General features: G+C 41.3%; 15 protein-coding genes. 3 read left to right on the forward strand and 12 right to left on the reverse strand.

The window, feature by feature from the left end:
- Nucleotides 1-17 precede the first annotated feature (17 nt).
- The 6 genes from fliF to topA form a co-directional block, all read right to left on the reverse strand.
- Nucleotides 18-1670, reverse strand: coding sequence for a flagellar basal-body MS-ring/collar protein FliF (gene fliF, locus BLR42_RS09495; RefSeq protein ID WP_091868532.1), 1653 nt, complete (start codon nucleotides 1668-1670; stop codon nucleotides 18-20).
- Between the two features lie 125 nt (nucleotides 1671-1795).
- Nucleotides 1796-2137, reverse strand: a complete 342-nt coding sequence (gene fliE / locus BLR42_RS09500) for a flagellar hook-basal body complex protein FliE (protein WP_022760175.1) — start codon at nucleotides 2135-2137, stop codon at nucleotides 1796-1798.
- A gap of 80 nt (nucleotides 2138-2217) precedes the next feature.
- The gene (flgC, locus tag BLR42_RS09505; RefSeq protein ID WP_022760176.1) at nucleotides 2218-2676 is read right to left on the reverse strand and encodes a flagellar basal body rod protein FlgC; all 459 of its coding nucleotides are present in this window, start codon (nucleotides 2674-2676) and stop codon (nucleotides 2218-2220) included.
- A gap of 10 nt (nucleotides 2677-2686) precedes the next feature.
- Complete coding sequence (gene flgB / locus BLR42_RS09510) at nucleotides 2687-3082, reverse strand: flagellar basal body rod protein FlgB (protein WP_022760177.1); 396 nt, start codon at nucleotides 3080-3082, stop codon at nucleotides 2687-2689.
- Nucleotides 3083-3307: 225 nt separating this feature from the next.
- The gene (codY, locus tag BLR42_RS09515; protein ID WP_022760178.1) at nucleotides 3308-4087 is read right to left on the reverse strand and encodes a GTP-sensing pleiotropic transcriptional regulator CodY; all 780 of its coding nucleotides are present in this window, start codon (nucleotides 4085-4087) and stop codon (nucleotides 3308-3310) included.
- Between the two features lie 208 nt (nucleotides 4088-4295).
- Nucleotides 4296-6386: a type I DNA topoisomerase gene (gene topA, locus BLR42_RS09520; protein WP_091868535.1), complete on the reverse strand. Its 2091-nt coding sequence runs from the start codon at nucleotides 6384-6386 to the stop codon at nucleotides 4296-4298.
- 846 nt (nucleotides 6387-7232) lie between these two features.
- Here topA and BLR42_RS09525 point away from each other — a divergent pair.
- Nucleotides 7233-7850, forward strand: coding sequence for a biotin transporter BioY (locus tag BLR42_RS09525; protein ID WP_091868537.1), 618 nt, complete (start codon nucleotides 7233-7235; stop codon nucleotides 7848-7850).
- An 8-nt stretch (nucleotides 7851-7858) separates the two neighbouring features.
- Nucleotides 7859-8836, forward strand: coding sequence for a biotin--[acetyl-CoA-carboxylase] ligase (locus tag BLR42_RS09530; RefSeq protein WP_091868539.1), 978 nt, complete (start codon nucleotides 7859-7861; stop codon nucleotides 8834-8836).
- A gap of 27 nt (nucleotides 8837-8863) precedes the next feature.
- Here the strand turns inward: BLR42_RS09530 and hslO are convergent, their stop codons facing one another.
- The 6 genes from hslO to BLR42_RS09560 all read right to left on the reverse strand — a co-directional run bounded on the left by hslO (nucleotide 8864) and on the right by BLR42_RS09560 (nucleotide 15099).
- Complete coding sequence (hslO, locus tag BLR42_RS09535) at nucleotides 8864-9748, reverse strand: Hsp33 family molecular chaperone HslO (protein ID WP_091868541.1); 885 nt, start codon at nucleotides 9746-9748, stop codon at nucleotides 8864-8866.
- Nucleotides 9749-9795: 47 nt separating this feature from the next.
- A complete protein-coding gene (pta, locus tag BLR42_RS09540) occupies nucleotides 9796-10779 on the reverse strand; it encodes a phosphate acetyltransferase (protein ID WP_022760184.1) in 984 nt (327 codons plus the stop codon).
- Nucleotides 10780-11015: 236 nt separating this feature from the next.
- A complete protein-coding gene (locus BLR42_RS09545; RefSeq protein WP_022760185.1) occupies nucleotides 11016-12503 on the reverse strand; it encodes a 4Fe-4S dicluster domain-containing protein in 1488 nt (495 codons plus the stop codon).
- A 77-nt stretch (nucleotides 12504-12580) separates the two neighbouring features.
- Entirely contained in the window at nucleotides 12581-13159 is a 579-nt protein-coding gene (locus tag BLR42_RS09550) for an ABC transporter ATP-binding protein (RefSeq protein ID WP_091868543.1), read from the reverse strand.
- Nucleotides 13149-13946 carry an ABC transporter permease gene (locus BLR42_RS09555; protein WP_091868545.1) on the reverse strand — a complete coding sequence of 266 codons (798 nt, stop codon included), beginning with the start codon at nucleotides 13944-13946 and terminating at the stop codon, nucleotides 13149-13151. Before BLR42_RS09555 ends, BLR42_RS09550 begins: the two co-directional genes overlap by 11 nt.
- A 16-nt stretch (nucleotides 13947-13962) precedes the next feature.
- Entirely contained in the window at nucleotides 13963-15099 is a 1137-nt protein-coding gene (locus BLR42_RS09560; RefSeq protein WP_091868547.1) for an ABC transporter substrate-binding protein, read from the reverse strand.
- Nucleotides 15100-15332: 233 nt separating this feature from the next.
- Between BLR42_RS09560 and BLR42_RS23285 the strand changes: the two genes are divergently transcribed.
- Nucleotides 15333-15556, forward strand: a 224-nt coding sequence (locus BLR42_RS23285; protein ID WP_207648531.1) for a transposase, incomplete at its 3' end; no start/stop codon positions are given.

Here is a 15556-nt window from a genome sequence, read left to right on the forward strand (position 1 = left end):
TCCGTGATTTTTAAGAATTATATCTCAAAGTCTTCCTTGAGCCAGTTGCGAAGAAGTATCGCTGCAGCTTCCGGATTCTCTTCGATAAACTTCTCGATGAGTTTCATAGTCTCGCTTCCTTCTTCCATGGTTATATCCGCAAGACCACCTTCCTCCTCAAGATATTCATCCGGCTGTGATTCGAGAAGCTCCTCAACTGAAAGTTCATCAGGCAGAACCTCTTCCTCAGCTTCTTCAATCTCAATTTCTTCTTTTCTGGTTCTGATACTTCTCCAGATAACAAATGCAAGAAGTCCGAGAATAAGAAGTATAAGTATCGCCTGTAGGACATCCGTAAAGGTAAGTCCTTTTCCCTCTGAATCAAAGAATTCAGGCTGTTCGTACGCTGTCATTGAAATATTTGCTGCCGAAATACCTGTCGCTTTGGCAACAATATTTATCGTATCCTCAGCCACCTCTGCCTGTGTGACCCCGGTATTCTCCTTGAATTCCTTCCAGGTCATGTTCTCATGCTCTTCAGGCTTATAGTTATCCTCGTTATAGATAACATACTTTGTAGCTGTAACGGAGATTGTGGACTCTTCATAATTCACCTTACCTGAAGGTGTATCAACAGTTGTAATCTCCTCGTTAGGAAGATAATCCTTGGATTCCTCTTCTATCGTAGATGATGAATTCTCATTATCCTGAAGCATATAAGAGGTCTCATCATCATTATTTGTATCAGTTCCGGGAATGCCGCTTGTGCCGTTTACATTCTGGGCACTGTAGTTGTCCTCATGACTCAAAACACCCTGTGTCTGATCCTCAGCAGGTGTATAAGTATGTGTCGTCTTTTTTATATTTGAAAAATCAAGGATCAGGTTACTTGCAACTTCAATATCATTGTAGAGCTTTGTGCCCTTAAGGACTCTGATGACTTCATTTCTGACCTGCTGCTCTGCCTTGGTCTTGGCATTAAGCTGAGTGCTGGCAAGTCCTGCAGCGGTAGTATCTTCGGAACCGGAGAACAAAAGATTTCCATCGCTATCCATGATGGTTATCTTCTCCGTTGTATTATTTCCAAGTGCTGTTGCTGTTGCCTTAGCAAGAAATGCCGCATTGTCTTCCGTAAAGGACTCAGGATCCCTAAGTCTTAAGAATATCGATGCTGAAGATTCCTCATTTTTGGATAAAAGAGTTCCATCATTGATCGGTATATGAAGCTCAATTCTGGCACTGTCTATATCATCAAAGTACTCTTCAAAATCGTGTCCGAGCTTACTTTCAAGATAAGCTATGTATTTTTTTTGCTTATCTGATTCTGTTGTTGAAAAGCTGCCGTTGGTTACATTATCAATACTATAGGTATCAGGCTGTATATAGTTTGTACCCAGCAAAAGAGAGGCATTACTCTCATCCGATTTCAAAACCTCGAACCTAAGATTATCCTCTGATTTTCTGTACTTAATACCGTTTTCATCAAATAATTCAATTATCTGTTGTGACTCCTTCATAGTCTCAACAGTAGCAACCGTTACATATTTGGGCTGGTTGTATACAGTAACCAGTATAATAATTACCATGATTACTGCAGCTACACAGGCTCCAATAAGCGTCTTCTGTCTGATTGTAAAGCGATTCCACCACCCAAGGATCCTGTCCCTGAGATCCAAAAGACGTTCTCTCATACTCCTCTCCTCCGTACTTACTTCTAACGCTTCCCCTCATCCGGCACTTCGTGCCACCTTCCCCCAGGGGAAGGCATATAGTTTCTTCGTGCACCTTCTCCAAAGGAGAAGGCTAATAAATCAATTTATATCTGCATCTGCATGATTTCTTTATATGCAGAAAGCATGCGGTCTCTGACCGCTACCGTATACTGCAGTGCTGTCTCGGCTTTCTGCAGCGCTATCGCAAGATCATGTGTATTATCCGTCTCACCGAGAGACCACTTAATCTCCTCATTCTCAGCATCTGACAGATACGCATTCGTAGTATTTATATTTTCAACAGCTCTCTTGAAAATATTATTAAAAGAACCATCGTTACCAAATCTGTCCCCAAGTGGATTAGTAACCTTGGAATTAACCTTTTCAGCATTTCGAATCGCTGTCGAATGAACATTTCTTATCTGACTAATATCAATATCTGCCATTTATATCTCCCCGCGGATCCCCTGTCCGCAATTAGTCTTGCAGGTCATCACTCCGGCTCAGATGAATCATTCAATAATCATCAGCCCTGAGCTATGGAAAGTCCCTGACTCATAAGATTCTTACTTGCATTAAAAGCTGTAGCATTAGCTTCATATCCTCTCTGCGCATCAATGAGATTAGTCATCTCTGTAACGATGTCAACATTAGGATATGTAACATAACCGTACTCATCCGCATCCGGATGTGACGGATCATAAACCATCTTGTAATCGGTCCAGGTGTCATCCTTGATTGAAGATACCTTAACGCCTCTTCCGCTATAGTGATCCAGTCTCTCGTTAAGAATCTTGGAAAAAGGTGTCTGAGTACCTTTTTCGGAAAAAGTTACCACTTTTCTCGTATATACATCACCGGTAGCATCCCTTGTGGTATTTGCATTGGCGATATTCTGGGAGATGATATCCATGCGAAAACGCTCAGCTGTCATTCCCGAAGAGTTGATATTAAAGGAATCAAACATATTACCTGTACTAATCATAGGCTATACCTCACTGTCCTCTCATGGCTGTCTGAAGGTTGGAAAACTCTGACTTAATCCCGAGCATAACACCCTGATATTTAAGTTGGTTAGCTGCAAGAGTCACGTTTTCAGTATCAATGTCCACGTTATTGCCATCCATTCTGTATGAAAAGTTGGAATAATCTGTATACGGTCTTGGTTTCAGTCTGCTTATCTTAAGATCCGAGACCTTGGCATCCATGGTCTTATACCTGGAGTTTCCAAGAGCGCGTTCAAGCTCCCTCTCAAATGCAACGTCCTGTCTCTTGTAGCCGGGCGTATTAACATTTGCAAGGTTATTGGATAAGACTTCATTCCTTACCCATGAAGCATCAGCAGTCTTATCAAGAACATTAATGTAATCAAACGCGTTACTGTTGATCATAGTCTCCCCTCCGTACATAATAAGGCAGGATAATCCTTTTAATCCTTACTATCATATTATGATGATTTTAATCAAATTACAAGCAATTTGGCAAAAATTATACTTTATATTGTGTTTTTTATATGTCACAGGCACAATATAAAGAAAAGGGATTCGTCACTTCGACAAATCCCTTTATCATTGCACATCCTGTATTTATTATTTCGGAAAAGCTCATAAAGCTCTTTACATCTGCGCCTTAAGTTTTTTTATTTCATCAAATACAACATCATTTAAAACTTTAATATATGTCCCCTTCATTCCCGAGGATCTGGATTCAATTACTCCTGCACTCTCAAATTTGCGAAGCGCATTTACAATAACACTTCTTGTTATTCCGACTCTGTCAGCAATCTTGCTTGCTACCAGAACACCTTCCATACCGTTTAGCTCATCAAAAATATGGATGATGGCTTCCATCTCTGAAAATGACAGTGTACTTATCGCCGACTTAACAACTGCAAGTTTTCTGCTTTCCTCTGCATTTTCTTCATTAACGGCTCTTAGCATCTCAAGGCCTACTACCGTTGTGCCATATTCACAGAGAATAATATCATCGATATCATAAGGCTCATTGCACTTATAAAGAAAAAGTGTACCGAGTCTTTCTCCTGCGATTTCAATGGGTGTAATGATTGCCTGGTATTTTCTCATGTCAACATCTTCAAAGCCAAGCGTCTCCAGATTTACATTTTCTTTAGTGGATAAAACCGTGAGGAGTCTTTCGTTCAGCATTGGATCTATGAAGCTTCCTACATCATCAACAAGCATTTCTCCCAGAGAATCAACGGCAGATGTCTCACCGATACCGAGAACCTTGCCCTTTCTGCTTATTACCAGCATGTTGGAATTAAGGATATCGCAAAGCACTGTGCAAATATCGTTAAACACAACCTTTCCGGAATTGCTATTGTGTAGAAGTTTCCCAATTTTTCTGGTTTTATCCAAAAGCTGTACACTACTCATGAAAAAAGTCTCCTTTTATCTGAAAATGCCACTAAGTTTATATAAATCTACTACAACTAACGTGATTGTACCACATAATATACAATACATCAAAGCAATTTGTGCATATTTTTATTAAAATTTAATGAATAGAATGTACAAATCAAAATAAAGAAAAAGCACAGACAGAAAATATAAATTCTGTCTGTGCCATATATATTTAGATCAATTAATCCTCGTCTTTACCGCGGTCTTCGATATATCCGCACTCAGGATCATTACATACAAGTTTGTTATTCTTTATAAGCATAAGTCCGCCGCATCTTGGACATGCTTTCTTGGAAGGTTTCTGCCATACCATGAAGTCACAATCAGGATTGTTTATGCAGCCATAGTATAAACGACCTTTTCTTGTTCTCTTAAGCACTATGTCTTTTCCGCACTTAGGGCAGGAAACACCTGTCTTTTCATAGTAAGGTTTGGTATTTCTGCACTCAGGGAAGCCGGGGCATGCAAGGAATTTACCATGCGGTCCGTATTTAATAACCATGTTGCGTCCGCAATTTTCGCAGACAACATCGGTTGCCTCATCTTGAATCTCAACCTTCTCAATTTCCTTCTGAGCTTTCTCAACGGCATCTGCAAGATCGGGATAGAAGTTCTCTACAATGGTCTTCCACTTAACATCACCCTCAGCCACACCGTCAAGGAGAGTCTCCATGTTGGAAGTAAAGCTTACATCAACTATTTGAGGGAATGCCTCGTTCATCATCTTATTGACAGCTTCTCCAAGCTCAGTGACATATAAGTTCTTATTTTCTTTTGTAATGTAGTGTCTTGCGAGTATGGTTGTTATTGTCGGCGCATAGGTCGAAGGTCTTCCGATTCCGAGCGCTTCAAGATCGTGTACAAGAGAAGCCTCTGTATAGTGAGGTGCTGGCTGCGTAAAGTGCTGTTTTTCCTCATAATCCTGAAGTTCAAGCTCTGAATTCTCATCGATTCTCTTTGCCAGAGTATTCTTCTCAATCTGGTCCTCATCATCGGTATAGACATTCATGAAACCGTCAAATACCGTTCTGGACGCAGCAACTGTAAAGCGGTGGTCTCCCGCATCTATTTTCACGGAAGTTGTCTCATATTTAGCAGCTGCCATCCTGCTGGCCATAAATCTGCGCCAGATAAGCTGATAAAGGCGGAACTGATCTCTGGTGAGGAATTCCTTAACGGCTACCGGTGTGTTGTTAACATCTGTAGGTCTTATAGCCTCATGCGCATCCTGAATCTTTGCTCCGGATTTACCGCCCTGAGTTGCCTCTGCAAGATATTCTTTACCAAAAGCGTTTGCAATATAATTTGCTGCAGAAGCCTGGGCTTCCTCGGAAACACGAGTCGAATCCGTACGAAGGTAAGTGATGAGTCCGACAGTTCCTGCCTTACCCATATCAATTCCTTCATAGAGCTGCTGCGCCGTGCGCATTGTCTTCTGTGTTGAGAAATTGAGGGATTTTGATGCCTCCTGCTGAAGTGTCGATGTCGTAAAAGGAAGTGGTGCCTTCTTTGTACGCTCGCCCTTCTTTATTTCGGAAATTTTGAATTTCTTTCCCTTTAAGTCTTTTACAATTTCGTCAAGCTCTGCTCTGGAAGAAATGTCAATCTTTTTGCCATCTTTTCCATAATAGTGTGCGACGATAGGTTTCTTCTCTCCCTTAACCTTAAGGGTAGCATCAAGAGTCCAGTATTCCTGAGGAATGAATGAATTGATCTCATCCTCTCTGTCACAAATAATTCTGAGTGCTACAGACTGCACACGTCCTGCGGAAAGTCCTCTCTTAATCTTCTCCCATAAAAGAGGCGATATCTGATAACCAACCATTCTGTCCAGTACACGTCTGGCCTGCTGAGCATCGACAAGGTTCATATCGATGTCTCTGGGATGCTTCATAGCTTCCTTAACAGCTGATTGTGTAATCTCGTTAAAGGTTACTCTGGAAAAACGATCCTTTGCATCCTCTAGCTTAAGTGCTGTCATAAGGTGCCAGGAAATTGCTTCTCCTTCGCGGTCAGGGTCAGTTGCGAGATAAATATGGTCTGCATTCTTTGCCGCTTTGCGAAGAGCTGCAAGAACATCGCCCTTACCCCTTATAGTAATATACTTTGGTTCAAAATCATGTTCTACGTCTATTCCCATCTGACTTCTGGGAAGATCTCTTACATGGCCGTTACTAGCTGCTACTTCGTAACCTGTACCAAGGAATTTTTTTATTGCTTTCACCTTTGTCGGTGACTCAACAATAAGTAAATTTTTCTTTTTTGCTGCCATTAAAAATGCCCCTCTTAAAATGTATTAATAGTAGAAACAGGTTCATTCCGTTTCATAGTTTCGTAATATACACCAATTTTAGGGGCTTTGCAATATGAATTTAAAAAATGAAAAAAAAATGAAAGGGCACCGACCTCATCGATCGATGCCCTTTAGTTCTGAATTTCCAATGGACTTGTCTCCTTTTCTGTAATTGTATTTCCACGAATCCTTAAGCGAAAATCACGCTGCGCATCATGATCTTCTTGTGACCACCGGCATCCTCGTTACTCGCCGTTCCTGCAGCCAACCGATTCGTTAAGATGAAATGAATAGAGCGATCGAATTGGTGAAGCACACGCCGCCGCATCTCACCTCTATTCTTAAAACAGATAAATCTGTCTGTTCTCACTCCGGTAAAGCACTCGCTACCATCGCTATTCCTTAGAATTTATCTGCTCTCTTGTTGGTAAAATGATAATATCAATATTGTTCCAAAATGTCAATACACTTTACAAATATTTTTGCTTTATTTAGAAAAATAAATATTAATTTCAAATTAGTCTCTATTTTCTGTCTTTTTAGTGCAAATTGCATACTGTTTTTGATTCAATTTTATTTATACCCTTCTTTATTTCGTATTTTACAAACATATAGTCTTTTAAAAATCTTGCTTACTATATATTGTATTCGTTAATTGTCACCCTTGCATTTTAATTGTAGTTGACAAACAATACAATTTATTATATTCTCTCATTGTTATCCGTTTTTTATCGATATACGGTGACAAAAATAATCATCAAAGAGAATCTGTTCTATTCTTTTTGAGAGTATCCAAAAAAAATTTCGAAAGGACTCAAGCTAAAAATGAACGAGCAACATGTTGATGCAAAAACAAACGAATCTACCGAAATACAAGGAACAGCTATAAAGGACTTATGTTTTATCAGTGTTTTTTGTGCAATCATATGTGTTCTATCACAGCTTTCAATCCCGATGCCCGCCGGGGTTCCCATGACACTGCAAACACTCATTATCCCCATCGCAGGTATTGTCCTTGGAAAAAGAAGAGGAACCTATGCCACTCTTTTATATCTTCTTATCGGAACTGTTGGAATCCCTGTCTTTTCAGGATTCAAGGGCGGTATCGGTATAATTTTCGGATTGACGGGTGGTTTTCTTATCTCCTTCCCTATTCTTTCATATACCGCTGGGCTCGGTGATGAAATAGCAGCAAATGTTCTCCGCAAGCAAGGCCGGAAGAGTCCGCATATTTATTTCACTATTCTCGTGCTTTGCCTGGCAATAGGTGCTACAATCAATTATGTATTTGGAACAATTTGGTTTATGCTCTTTTCTAAAAGCACCTTTATAGCGGGGTTTACTGCATGCGTACTTCCGTTTATCCCCACCTCAATAGTGAAGATAATACTGGTCGCGCTTATTGCTCCGCAGCTCAAGAAAAGGCTTAGTAGTATTCTATAAGGAAAAATATGACTGACACTAAATCTCTTGTACTGAATTATCTCGAAGACAACTCCGGACGCTTTTCTTCCGGAGAAGTTATTGCGAAGGAACTTAAGCTGTCAAGAAACAGTGTCTGGAAAGCTATAGAATCCCTGCGTAGAGAGGGCTACATTATTAATGCCTCTCCTCGCAGGGGTTATTCTTTGTCAGCACCTGCAGACAATATTACACTCTCAGGAATTGCAAAATATTTATCTCCCGGTGTCGACTCCGAACTAATTACAATCTATGACGAACTTGAATCCACAAATAAAACAGCCCGGAGCATGGCTTCCTTTGATGCACCTCACGGCAGTGTAATCATTTCGAAAACCCAGACCGGAGGTACCGGAAGAAAGAAAAGACACTTCTCATCTCCCAAAGGCGGCATATACATGAGTATCATTCTTCGCCCAGAAAGGATGAATGTTTTTGATTATTCTCTGATCACCCCTTTTGCCGGTGTCTGTGTCTGCAAAGCTCTGGAAAGCGCCATAGGCGTATTTCCCTCAATCAAATGGCTAAATGACCTGTATATTGATGACAAAAAGATTTGCGGGATCCTTTCCGAAGCAGGAACTGATTTTGATACCGGCGAACTTCAATATATTGTTATTGGTATCGGCATAAATTTCAATTCCGATATAAACGAATTCCCACCGGATTTAAGAAAGACAGCGGGAAGTTTGTTTGAGAAAGGCGGAGAGACTATATCAAAAGACCGGCTTATCGCTGATATTTTAAACAACATTCTTACAAATGATGTGCCGGACTGCATCGTAGAAGAATACAAATCAAGAATGAAAATGCTTGGAAGTACAATCAGAGTAATCACTACAGATGGAAATTACGAAGCAAAAGCTATTGATGTGAACGAAAAAGGGAAGCTCATCGTCGAGCTTCCCGATAAAACAACTAAAATATTATCCTCTGAAGATGTAAGTACAAAGAGCATTAAACCCTGAGCGTAATAATCGCCGCTTACGGCAAGGTTATTTTGCCTTTACCATCATCTCCTTAAGATCTGCAGGCGTAAAGGAATAGGCTTTTCCGCAAAAATGACATTTAATCTCTACATCTTCGCTATCCGATGCAAGGTCCTCCAATTCCTTCTTTCCAAGAAGAGTCAGCGCTCTTTCTACCCTGTCTCTGTCACATCCGCAGTGATACTTAACCGGCATGGTTGCAGTGATGTCTATATCAAAACCTGCAAGTACCATGTTCAGCATATCTTCCGGAGTATTTCCCTCTTTAAGAATCTCTGTAACAGTCTTCATTCCCTGGATATTGCCCTCGAGCTTTGAAATAACTTCCTCTGATGCCCCTGGCATAAGCTGAACAATAAACCCTCCGGCTTCCATTATTGAAAAGTCTTTATTAACGAGAACTCCAAGACCTACCGAAGAAGGAATCTGTTCTGATTCCACAAAATAACAGGTCAGGTCATCCGCAATCTCACCTGACAAAAGCTGTATCGTTCCCACATAAGGGTCCTTAAGTCCAAGATCTCTTGTTACGGTAAGTGTACCATTACCTACTGCCCCGCCGACATTAAGATGTCCTGCATCATTATTGGGAAGAACAACAGTATTATTCTTCACATATCCTTTAACCTCTCCTCTGTTATTAACAGTCGCAAGAAGTCCTCCGATAGGGCCGTCGCCGTCAACGGTAATAGTAAGCGCGTCCTTTTCATTTTTCAGCATGTCACCCATCATGAGAGCGCCACTCATAAGGCGCCCCAATGCAGCGCTGCAAATAGGTGTTAAATCATGTATTTTTCTGGCCTCATCCACCAGATTTCTTGAAGTAATGGCAAACGCCCTTATCTGCGCATCAGCTGCAGTAGCACGCACCATATAATCCTTATATTCCATATAACCTCGTTTATAATTCTGCTATCTGTCTGTTAAGTGTCAGAGGTTTATGCCAGGCTTGCTGTAATAATTGCCATTGAGTAAACCTCTATAGCATTACAGCCTCTTGACAGGTCATTGATCTGAGCATTGAGACCGAGAAGTATCGGACCGTATGCTTCAAAGTTACCCATGCGCTGAGCAATCTTGTAACCGAGGTTACCTGCATCAATATTAGGGAAAATAAAGGTATTTGCATGTCCTGCCACAGGTGATCCCGGTGTCTTAACTCGTGCAACCTTAGGGGAAACAGCAGCGTCAAACTGAAGCTCACCATCAATCGGAAGCTCAGGATACTTTTCCTGTGCTTTCTTAGTAGCATTCTGCATCTTTGTAACAGAAGGGCTCTTAGCTGAACCCTTTGTGGAGAATGAAAGGAATGCAACTTTGGGATCAACACCGAAAGCCTTGGCACACTCTACTGTCTCTCCACAAATCTCAACAAGCTCATCCTCAGAGGGATCAATGTTGATAGCACAGTCACCCATTGCAATAACCTCGTTATCGCCTGTAGCTGAAGGACGAACAAGAATAAAGCAGGATGAAACAACCGTGTTACCGGGCTTAGTCTTGATGATCTGAAGTGCAGGTCTTACCGTATCAGCTGTTGAATAGGTAGCGCCGCCAAGGAGGCAGTCAGCTTTCTTCATCTTAACAAGCATGGTTCCGAAGTAGTTTGCATGTGACAAAATATCACGAGCCTGCTCGGGAGTCATTCCTTTGCTCTTACGAAGCTCAACAAACTCTGCAACCATAGCCTCAAAATCGTCATAGTTTGTAGGATCAATTATTATTGCTCCTCTGATGTTATAACCCTCATCCTCAGCAACCTTGTTAATAACATCAGGATTACCAAGAAGAATAGGCTTTAAAAAGTTACCTGCAAGAAGTCTGGATGAAGCCTCAAGAATTCTGGGATCCTCACCCTCTGTGAAGACAATAGTCTTCGGATTAGCTTTAAGCTTGGAAATCATTTCTCCAAAACCGTACATTTATATTTCCTCCTAATTTATGAATAGGCAGGCTTGAAACAGCCCGCATTGGTGATAATACATAGCCTGAGCATACAGCTCATTTATAATTATGCCTCAAAATTATAACTCTTAATGTCTTAAAATCTCAAGAAAAGATAAAATTTTATCAAAGTTTTATTAACAGCCTGAAATGCGATGAAAAGTAAAGCCGGATAATCGCATAAAAACGACTATCCGGCTCTATCCCCATTATATTAGTCGGGGAGATCTATTTTCTTACCATCGCGGTGCATTGAGAATTTATCCATAGGATAATTTTTAAGGTTTTCAAGAACCTTTCTTCCGTCAGCCTTTGCAAGAAGTGTTGCTCTGGCCTTGGTAATCTCTGTCTCCGTTTTATGCTTGGAGGGTCCTCCGACGCAGCCTCCGGGACAAACCATACCCTCAATGAAATCATCAGGGAACTTGCCCATCTTAAGAAGCGTCAGTGCTTTCTTACACTCAAGACCACCGGCTGCTCGATGCAGCTTAAGGTCACCGATGTCCTCACCTCTCTCCTGCATGCACTCGATAACGGCATTTGCAACGCCGCCGCTGGTAGCAAATCTCTTACCCCAGATTGAGGATTCCTGATACTCATCATCCACAGGCTCGAACTCTACATCCTTAGATCTCATCAAGGCTCTGATTTCACCATAGGTTACTACATAATCTGCATTATCCGGAACATCAGGATCTTGAGCCTCTGACTTTTTAGCTATGCAGGGGCCAACGAATACTGTAACGCATCCGGGACGCGTAGCCTTTAAATATCTGGAAATAGCACACATGGGCGAAACAGTTGAAGACATGTTGTTTTCAAACTGCTCAGGGAAGTGCTTCTTAAGCATATTGATAAATGCAGGACAGCATGACGTAGTCATCTTCTTGCCTTCGGCGTAAGCTTCGGCCCATTCCTTAGACTCGTAGGCAGCTGTCATATCTCCGCCAAGTCCAACCTCAACCATATCTGAGAAGCCGATCTTTACAAGCGCCTTTTTAATTGCAGCCATAGTGATGTTCTCACCAAACTGGCCTTCTGTCGCAGGAGCGCACATAGCGATTACTTCCTTGCCCTCCTTGATAGCCTCAATTATCTGAACAAGATAAGTCTTGGATCCGATAGCTCCGAAAGGACAGTTGTGAATACAATGTCCGCAGGATATGCATTTATCCTCATCAATTTTACAATATCCGTACTCATCGTAAGTGATAGCTCCTACAGGACATGCCTTGTGGCAGGGACGTTCAAGATGAACAATTGCTCCATAAGGACAAGCCTTAGCACACATTCCGCATTCTTTACACTTAGCGGGATCAATGTGCATCTTCATGTCACCAGGATGAATAGCATCGAACTTACATGAGTTAAGACATGCTTTTCCCATACAAAAACGGCAATTATCTGTTACTGAAAAAGCCGAAATAGGACACTCATCACAAGCAGGATCAATAACCTGAACCACATTTTTTGAATTCTCGTTGTAGGAAGTGCTTTGTCCGCATGCCAGACGAATTCTCTGACGTACTATCTCTCGCTCCTTGTAAACGCAGCATCTGTACTCAGGCTTCGGTCCGGGCGCAACCTGATATGTAAGCTTGTCCTTGTGCTCCTCGTCAAGCTCTCCCTTCCAGGCAAGGCGGCAAACCTCTTCCATAATCTTGTGTTTAAAACTTACCAGTCCCTCGTCGTTTGTTACCATAGAAATCTCCCAATTCTATAAAATCAATTTACAACTACATATATAAACCCATCATCCCAAAGGAATTTCAAGGTATATTACAATTCAATACGTCTGCAAAAATCCAGACCCTCCATATCATGAGAAGTAATAAGAAGCGGATTTCTTCCCTGTTTTTCTCTGATATACTCAATTGCCTTTATCCGATTATCAAGGTCAAGTCCTGTAAATGGCTCATCCATAATAAGCATATCCGATGGAATAGCACATGCTCGTACTATCGCAACTCTTCTTTTCATTCCTCCCGAAAGCTCAGATACCGGTTTATGAATCGCATCCTCGGGAAGGAGTCTTAAGAGTTCCTCCTCGGCAACTTTTACTGAGTTTTTCTTATTGACCATAACAACATTCTGAACTGCAGAAAATTGTTCGCAAAGTCTGTTTTCCTGAAAAACCACTCCTGCGTTCAGATATGGATATTTATAATCACCCATCAGATGAACTCTTCCGCTATCAGGTTCTTCAAGGCTTAAAAGAATTCGTATAAGCGTTGTTTTTCCGCTTCCCGAAGCACCTGTAATAACATAAGAATGATCATTTTCTATTTCCAGATTAAAATTTTCAAGGACTTTCCTCGCCCCATAGGATTTGGAGATATTCTCAAGGTCAATTGTCATCCTGCACCTCCTCATCCTTATTGTTTACAGCCTGATTATTTGCCGATGCAGGCACGAACATTTTCTTTATTATGGAAATTATCATTATAAATATTTTTTCAACTACAAATGAAGCTAAAACAATCGTAAATGTCCAGGCAAAGACCTCTGCTGTATCAAGATTTATCTTAGATCTGTAGAGCCCGTTACCCATAGTGAGGAGCGGCTGCCCTATTACTTCAGCTGCTGCGCCGCTCTTAAAGCCCATGCCTACTGCGACTGAAATCGCACTCATATATGATGGGATAAGAGCCGGAAAATAAATATATCTTATTTTATTGGCAGATGGCATGCGATATACATGTGCCATCTCGAGAAGCTTATCATCTGTGGCGGATAAACCGTTTGTCGTTGCCAGATATAAAATAGGAAAAACCACCAGCGCTACTATCACTGTGGACAAATTGTCACTACCAATCCAAATAAGTATAAGCACAACAAAGCTTGCTACAGGCACTGACTTCACAGTAGTCACCACAGGGGAAATGAATTCTCCTACAATTCTGTATTTAAGAGCTATAGCCCCCAGAACAATTCCCAGCACACAGCCGATCACCACTCCTGCTACAATATGAAGCATTGAGGTTACAACCGATGCTGAAAAATCAGGTGTTTTTGCCATCTGGATGAGCGCGTTTAATGACTCTGCAGGGCCTGCAAGTAATATTTTATTGTGGATTATTATAGCCAGCAGTTGCCAGACCAATAGCCAGAAGGCCACAATGCCGGTCTTTTTTATTATTTTCATAAAACCTCAGCAATTATTAGTCCAATGTATAGAAGGCATCATCCGGAAGGTTGCCGCCAACAGATTTAGGATCCTGATCAAAAAGAACCTGTAAGTAGCCTGAAAGCGCAGTCTTTGCATCATCTCCCGAAATACAAACTATATTGCAGGAAGGAAGTGCCTTGGCAGCTATCTCCTTTTTCTCAATAATTCCATACTCTTCCACAAGAGCCGCAGTGCCTTCGACATCTGATATAGCCTTATCAGCACTTGCCTTATGCTCTTCAATGAACTTCTGAACTTCTAAGTTATGCTCATTTAAGAAGTCGTTTCTAACAACAGTTACACCTGTTAAGAGCTTTGATCCATCGGAAACCTTATCCCATTCGTCAGTAAGATCGAATGCTACCGATACAGCCTCATTCTTCGCAGATGCCACTGTAGCAAATGGCTGCGGAAGAATTGCCACCTTCGATGACTCCTCCTGAAGAAGAGCCGCAATCTCTGTTGCCTCGGACTTAAATTCTATATTGCAGTCAGTAACACCGTTTTTATCAAGAAGATATCTGAGAACATACTCAGGTGATGCACCCTGTCCGGTAGTAACTACAGTTTTACCCGCAAAATCCTTAACACTCTTTACGGACTCGTCACCGGTCACGCAGTACAAAACACCCAGGGTATTGATATCGACAAGAGAAACGCCGCCCTCAGTCTTATTATAAAGAACCGATGCCATATTGGCAGGAACAAGTGCTATATCGATATCGCCTGACACAACACCAGCCATGATCTCATCAGGCTGAGTCTTCATTGAAAATTCATAGTTACCGGCAGACTCTCCGTTCTCAGAATCCTTCATAAGATTCACAAGTCCCATTGTTGTGGGGCCCTTGAGAGAGCCAACTCTTACAGTAACCGAGTTGCTTGTCTCTTCTGCCGATGCTTCCTCAGTCTGCTTTTCCTCTTCAGTTTCTTCTGTAGTTTCTTCTGCTACTTCTTCAGCAACTTCCTCTGCTGCTTCTTCTGTTACTTCTTTATTTGATTCTTCAGCAGTTGCTTCAACTGTTTCTTCGCTTACCGGTGCAGATTGCTCCTTTTCTGTGTTTCCGCAACCAACAAGGGTGGACACAAAAAGAGTCGTTGCACATAAGATAGATAATGCTTTTTTCATTCTAAACTCCTCGTATACCTTGCTTATTACTGTATTTATGCATAAAGTCCGATTTAGTATATCATAAAACATAAGGGTATCACAATCATTTTATGGCTAACTAAAGGGCCATAACTTGTCAGTAACTTGTAAAACTAAATTGGTTCTTCCTCATCGATTAGTACTTGGCTATAGTATAGCATTCCAAGGCGGTGTATAATAGACATATATTGATTCCGAAAGGATAGAGGGATATGTCTACTACTTCTTCTCTGGACTTACAGAGTTTTTACCCTGCTGATTTAAAGATACTTGATGTTGAGGAAACTGATGATGAAATCATTATCAGAATGCATTCTGTAAGTAACAACTGCACCTGCCATAAGTGTGGGGCGCCTTTAATAAAACATCACGGCTCGCATCATAGGAAGGCTCAAGACTTACCAATACTTGGTAAGAGGGTTACTCTTGATATGCA

It is taken from the genome of Butyrivibrio sp. INlla16 (genome assembly GCF_900104155.1).
Taxonomy (GTDB): Bacteria; Bacillota; Clostridia; order Lachnospirales; family Lachnospiraceae; genus Butyrivibrio.

What these genes read in the sequence shown, in the direction of transcription:
- fliF (WP_091868532.1), bottom strand. Translation starts at nt 1,670, where the DNA reads ATGAGAGAACGTCTTTTGGATCTCAGGGACAGGATCCTTGGGTGGTGG.
- fliE (WP_022760175.1), bottom strand. Translation starts at nt 2,137, where the DNA reads ATGGCAGATATTGATATTAGTCAGATAAGAAATGTTCATTCGACAGCG.
- flgC (WP_022760176.1), bottom strand. Translation starts at nt 2,676, where the DNA reads ATGATTAGTACAGGTAATATGTTTGATTCCTTTAATATCAACTCTTCG.
- flgB (WP_022760177.1), bottom strand. Translation starts at nt 3,082, where the DNA reads ATGATCAACAGTAACGCGTTTGATTACATTAATGTTCTTGATAAGACT.
- codY (WP_022760178.1), bottom strand. Translation starts at nt 4,087, where the DNA reads ATGAGTAGTGTACAGCTTTTGGATAAAACCAGAAAAATTGGGAAACTT.
- topA (WP_091868535.1), bottom strand. Translation starts at nt 6,386, where the DNA reads ATGGCAGCAAAAAAGAAAAATTTACTTATTGTTGAGTCACCGACAAAG.
- BLR42_RS09525 (WP_091868537.1), top strand. Translation starts at nt 7,233, where the DNA reads ATGAACGAGCAACATGTTGATGCAAAAACAAACGAATCTACCGAAATA.
- BLR42_RS09530 (WP_091868539.1), top strand. Translation starts at nt 7,859, where the DNA reads ATGACTGACACTAAATCTCTTGTACTGAATTATCTCGAAGACAACTCC.
- hslO (WP_091868541.1), bottom strand. Translation starts at nt 9,748, where the DNA reads ATGGAATATAAGGATTATATGGTGCGTGCTACTGCAGCTGATGCGCAG.
- pta (WP_022760184.1), bottom strand. Translation starts at nt 10,779, where the DNA reads ATGTACGGTTTTGGAGAAATGATTTCCAAGCTTAAAGCTAATCCGAAG.
- BLR42_RS09545 (WP_022760185.1), bottom strand. Translation starts at nt 12,503, where the DNA reads ATGGTAACAAACGACGAGGGACTGGTAAGTTTTAAACACAAGATTATG.
- BLR42_RS09550 (WP_091868543.1), bottom strand. Translation starts at nt 13,159, where the DNA reads ATGACAATTGACCTTGAGAATATCTCCAAATCCTATGGGGCGAGGAAA.
- BLR42_RS09555 (WP_091868545.1), bottom strand. Translation starts at nt 13,946, where the DNA reads ATGAAAATAATAAAAAAGACCGGCATTGTGGCCTTCTGGCTATTGGTC.
- BLR42_RS09560 (WP_091868547.1), bottom strand. Translation starts at nt 15,099, where the DNA reads ATGAAAAAAGCATTATCTATCTTATGTGCAACGACTCTTTTTGTGTCC.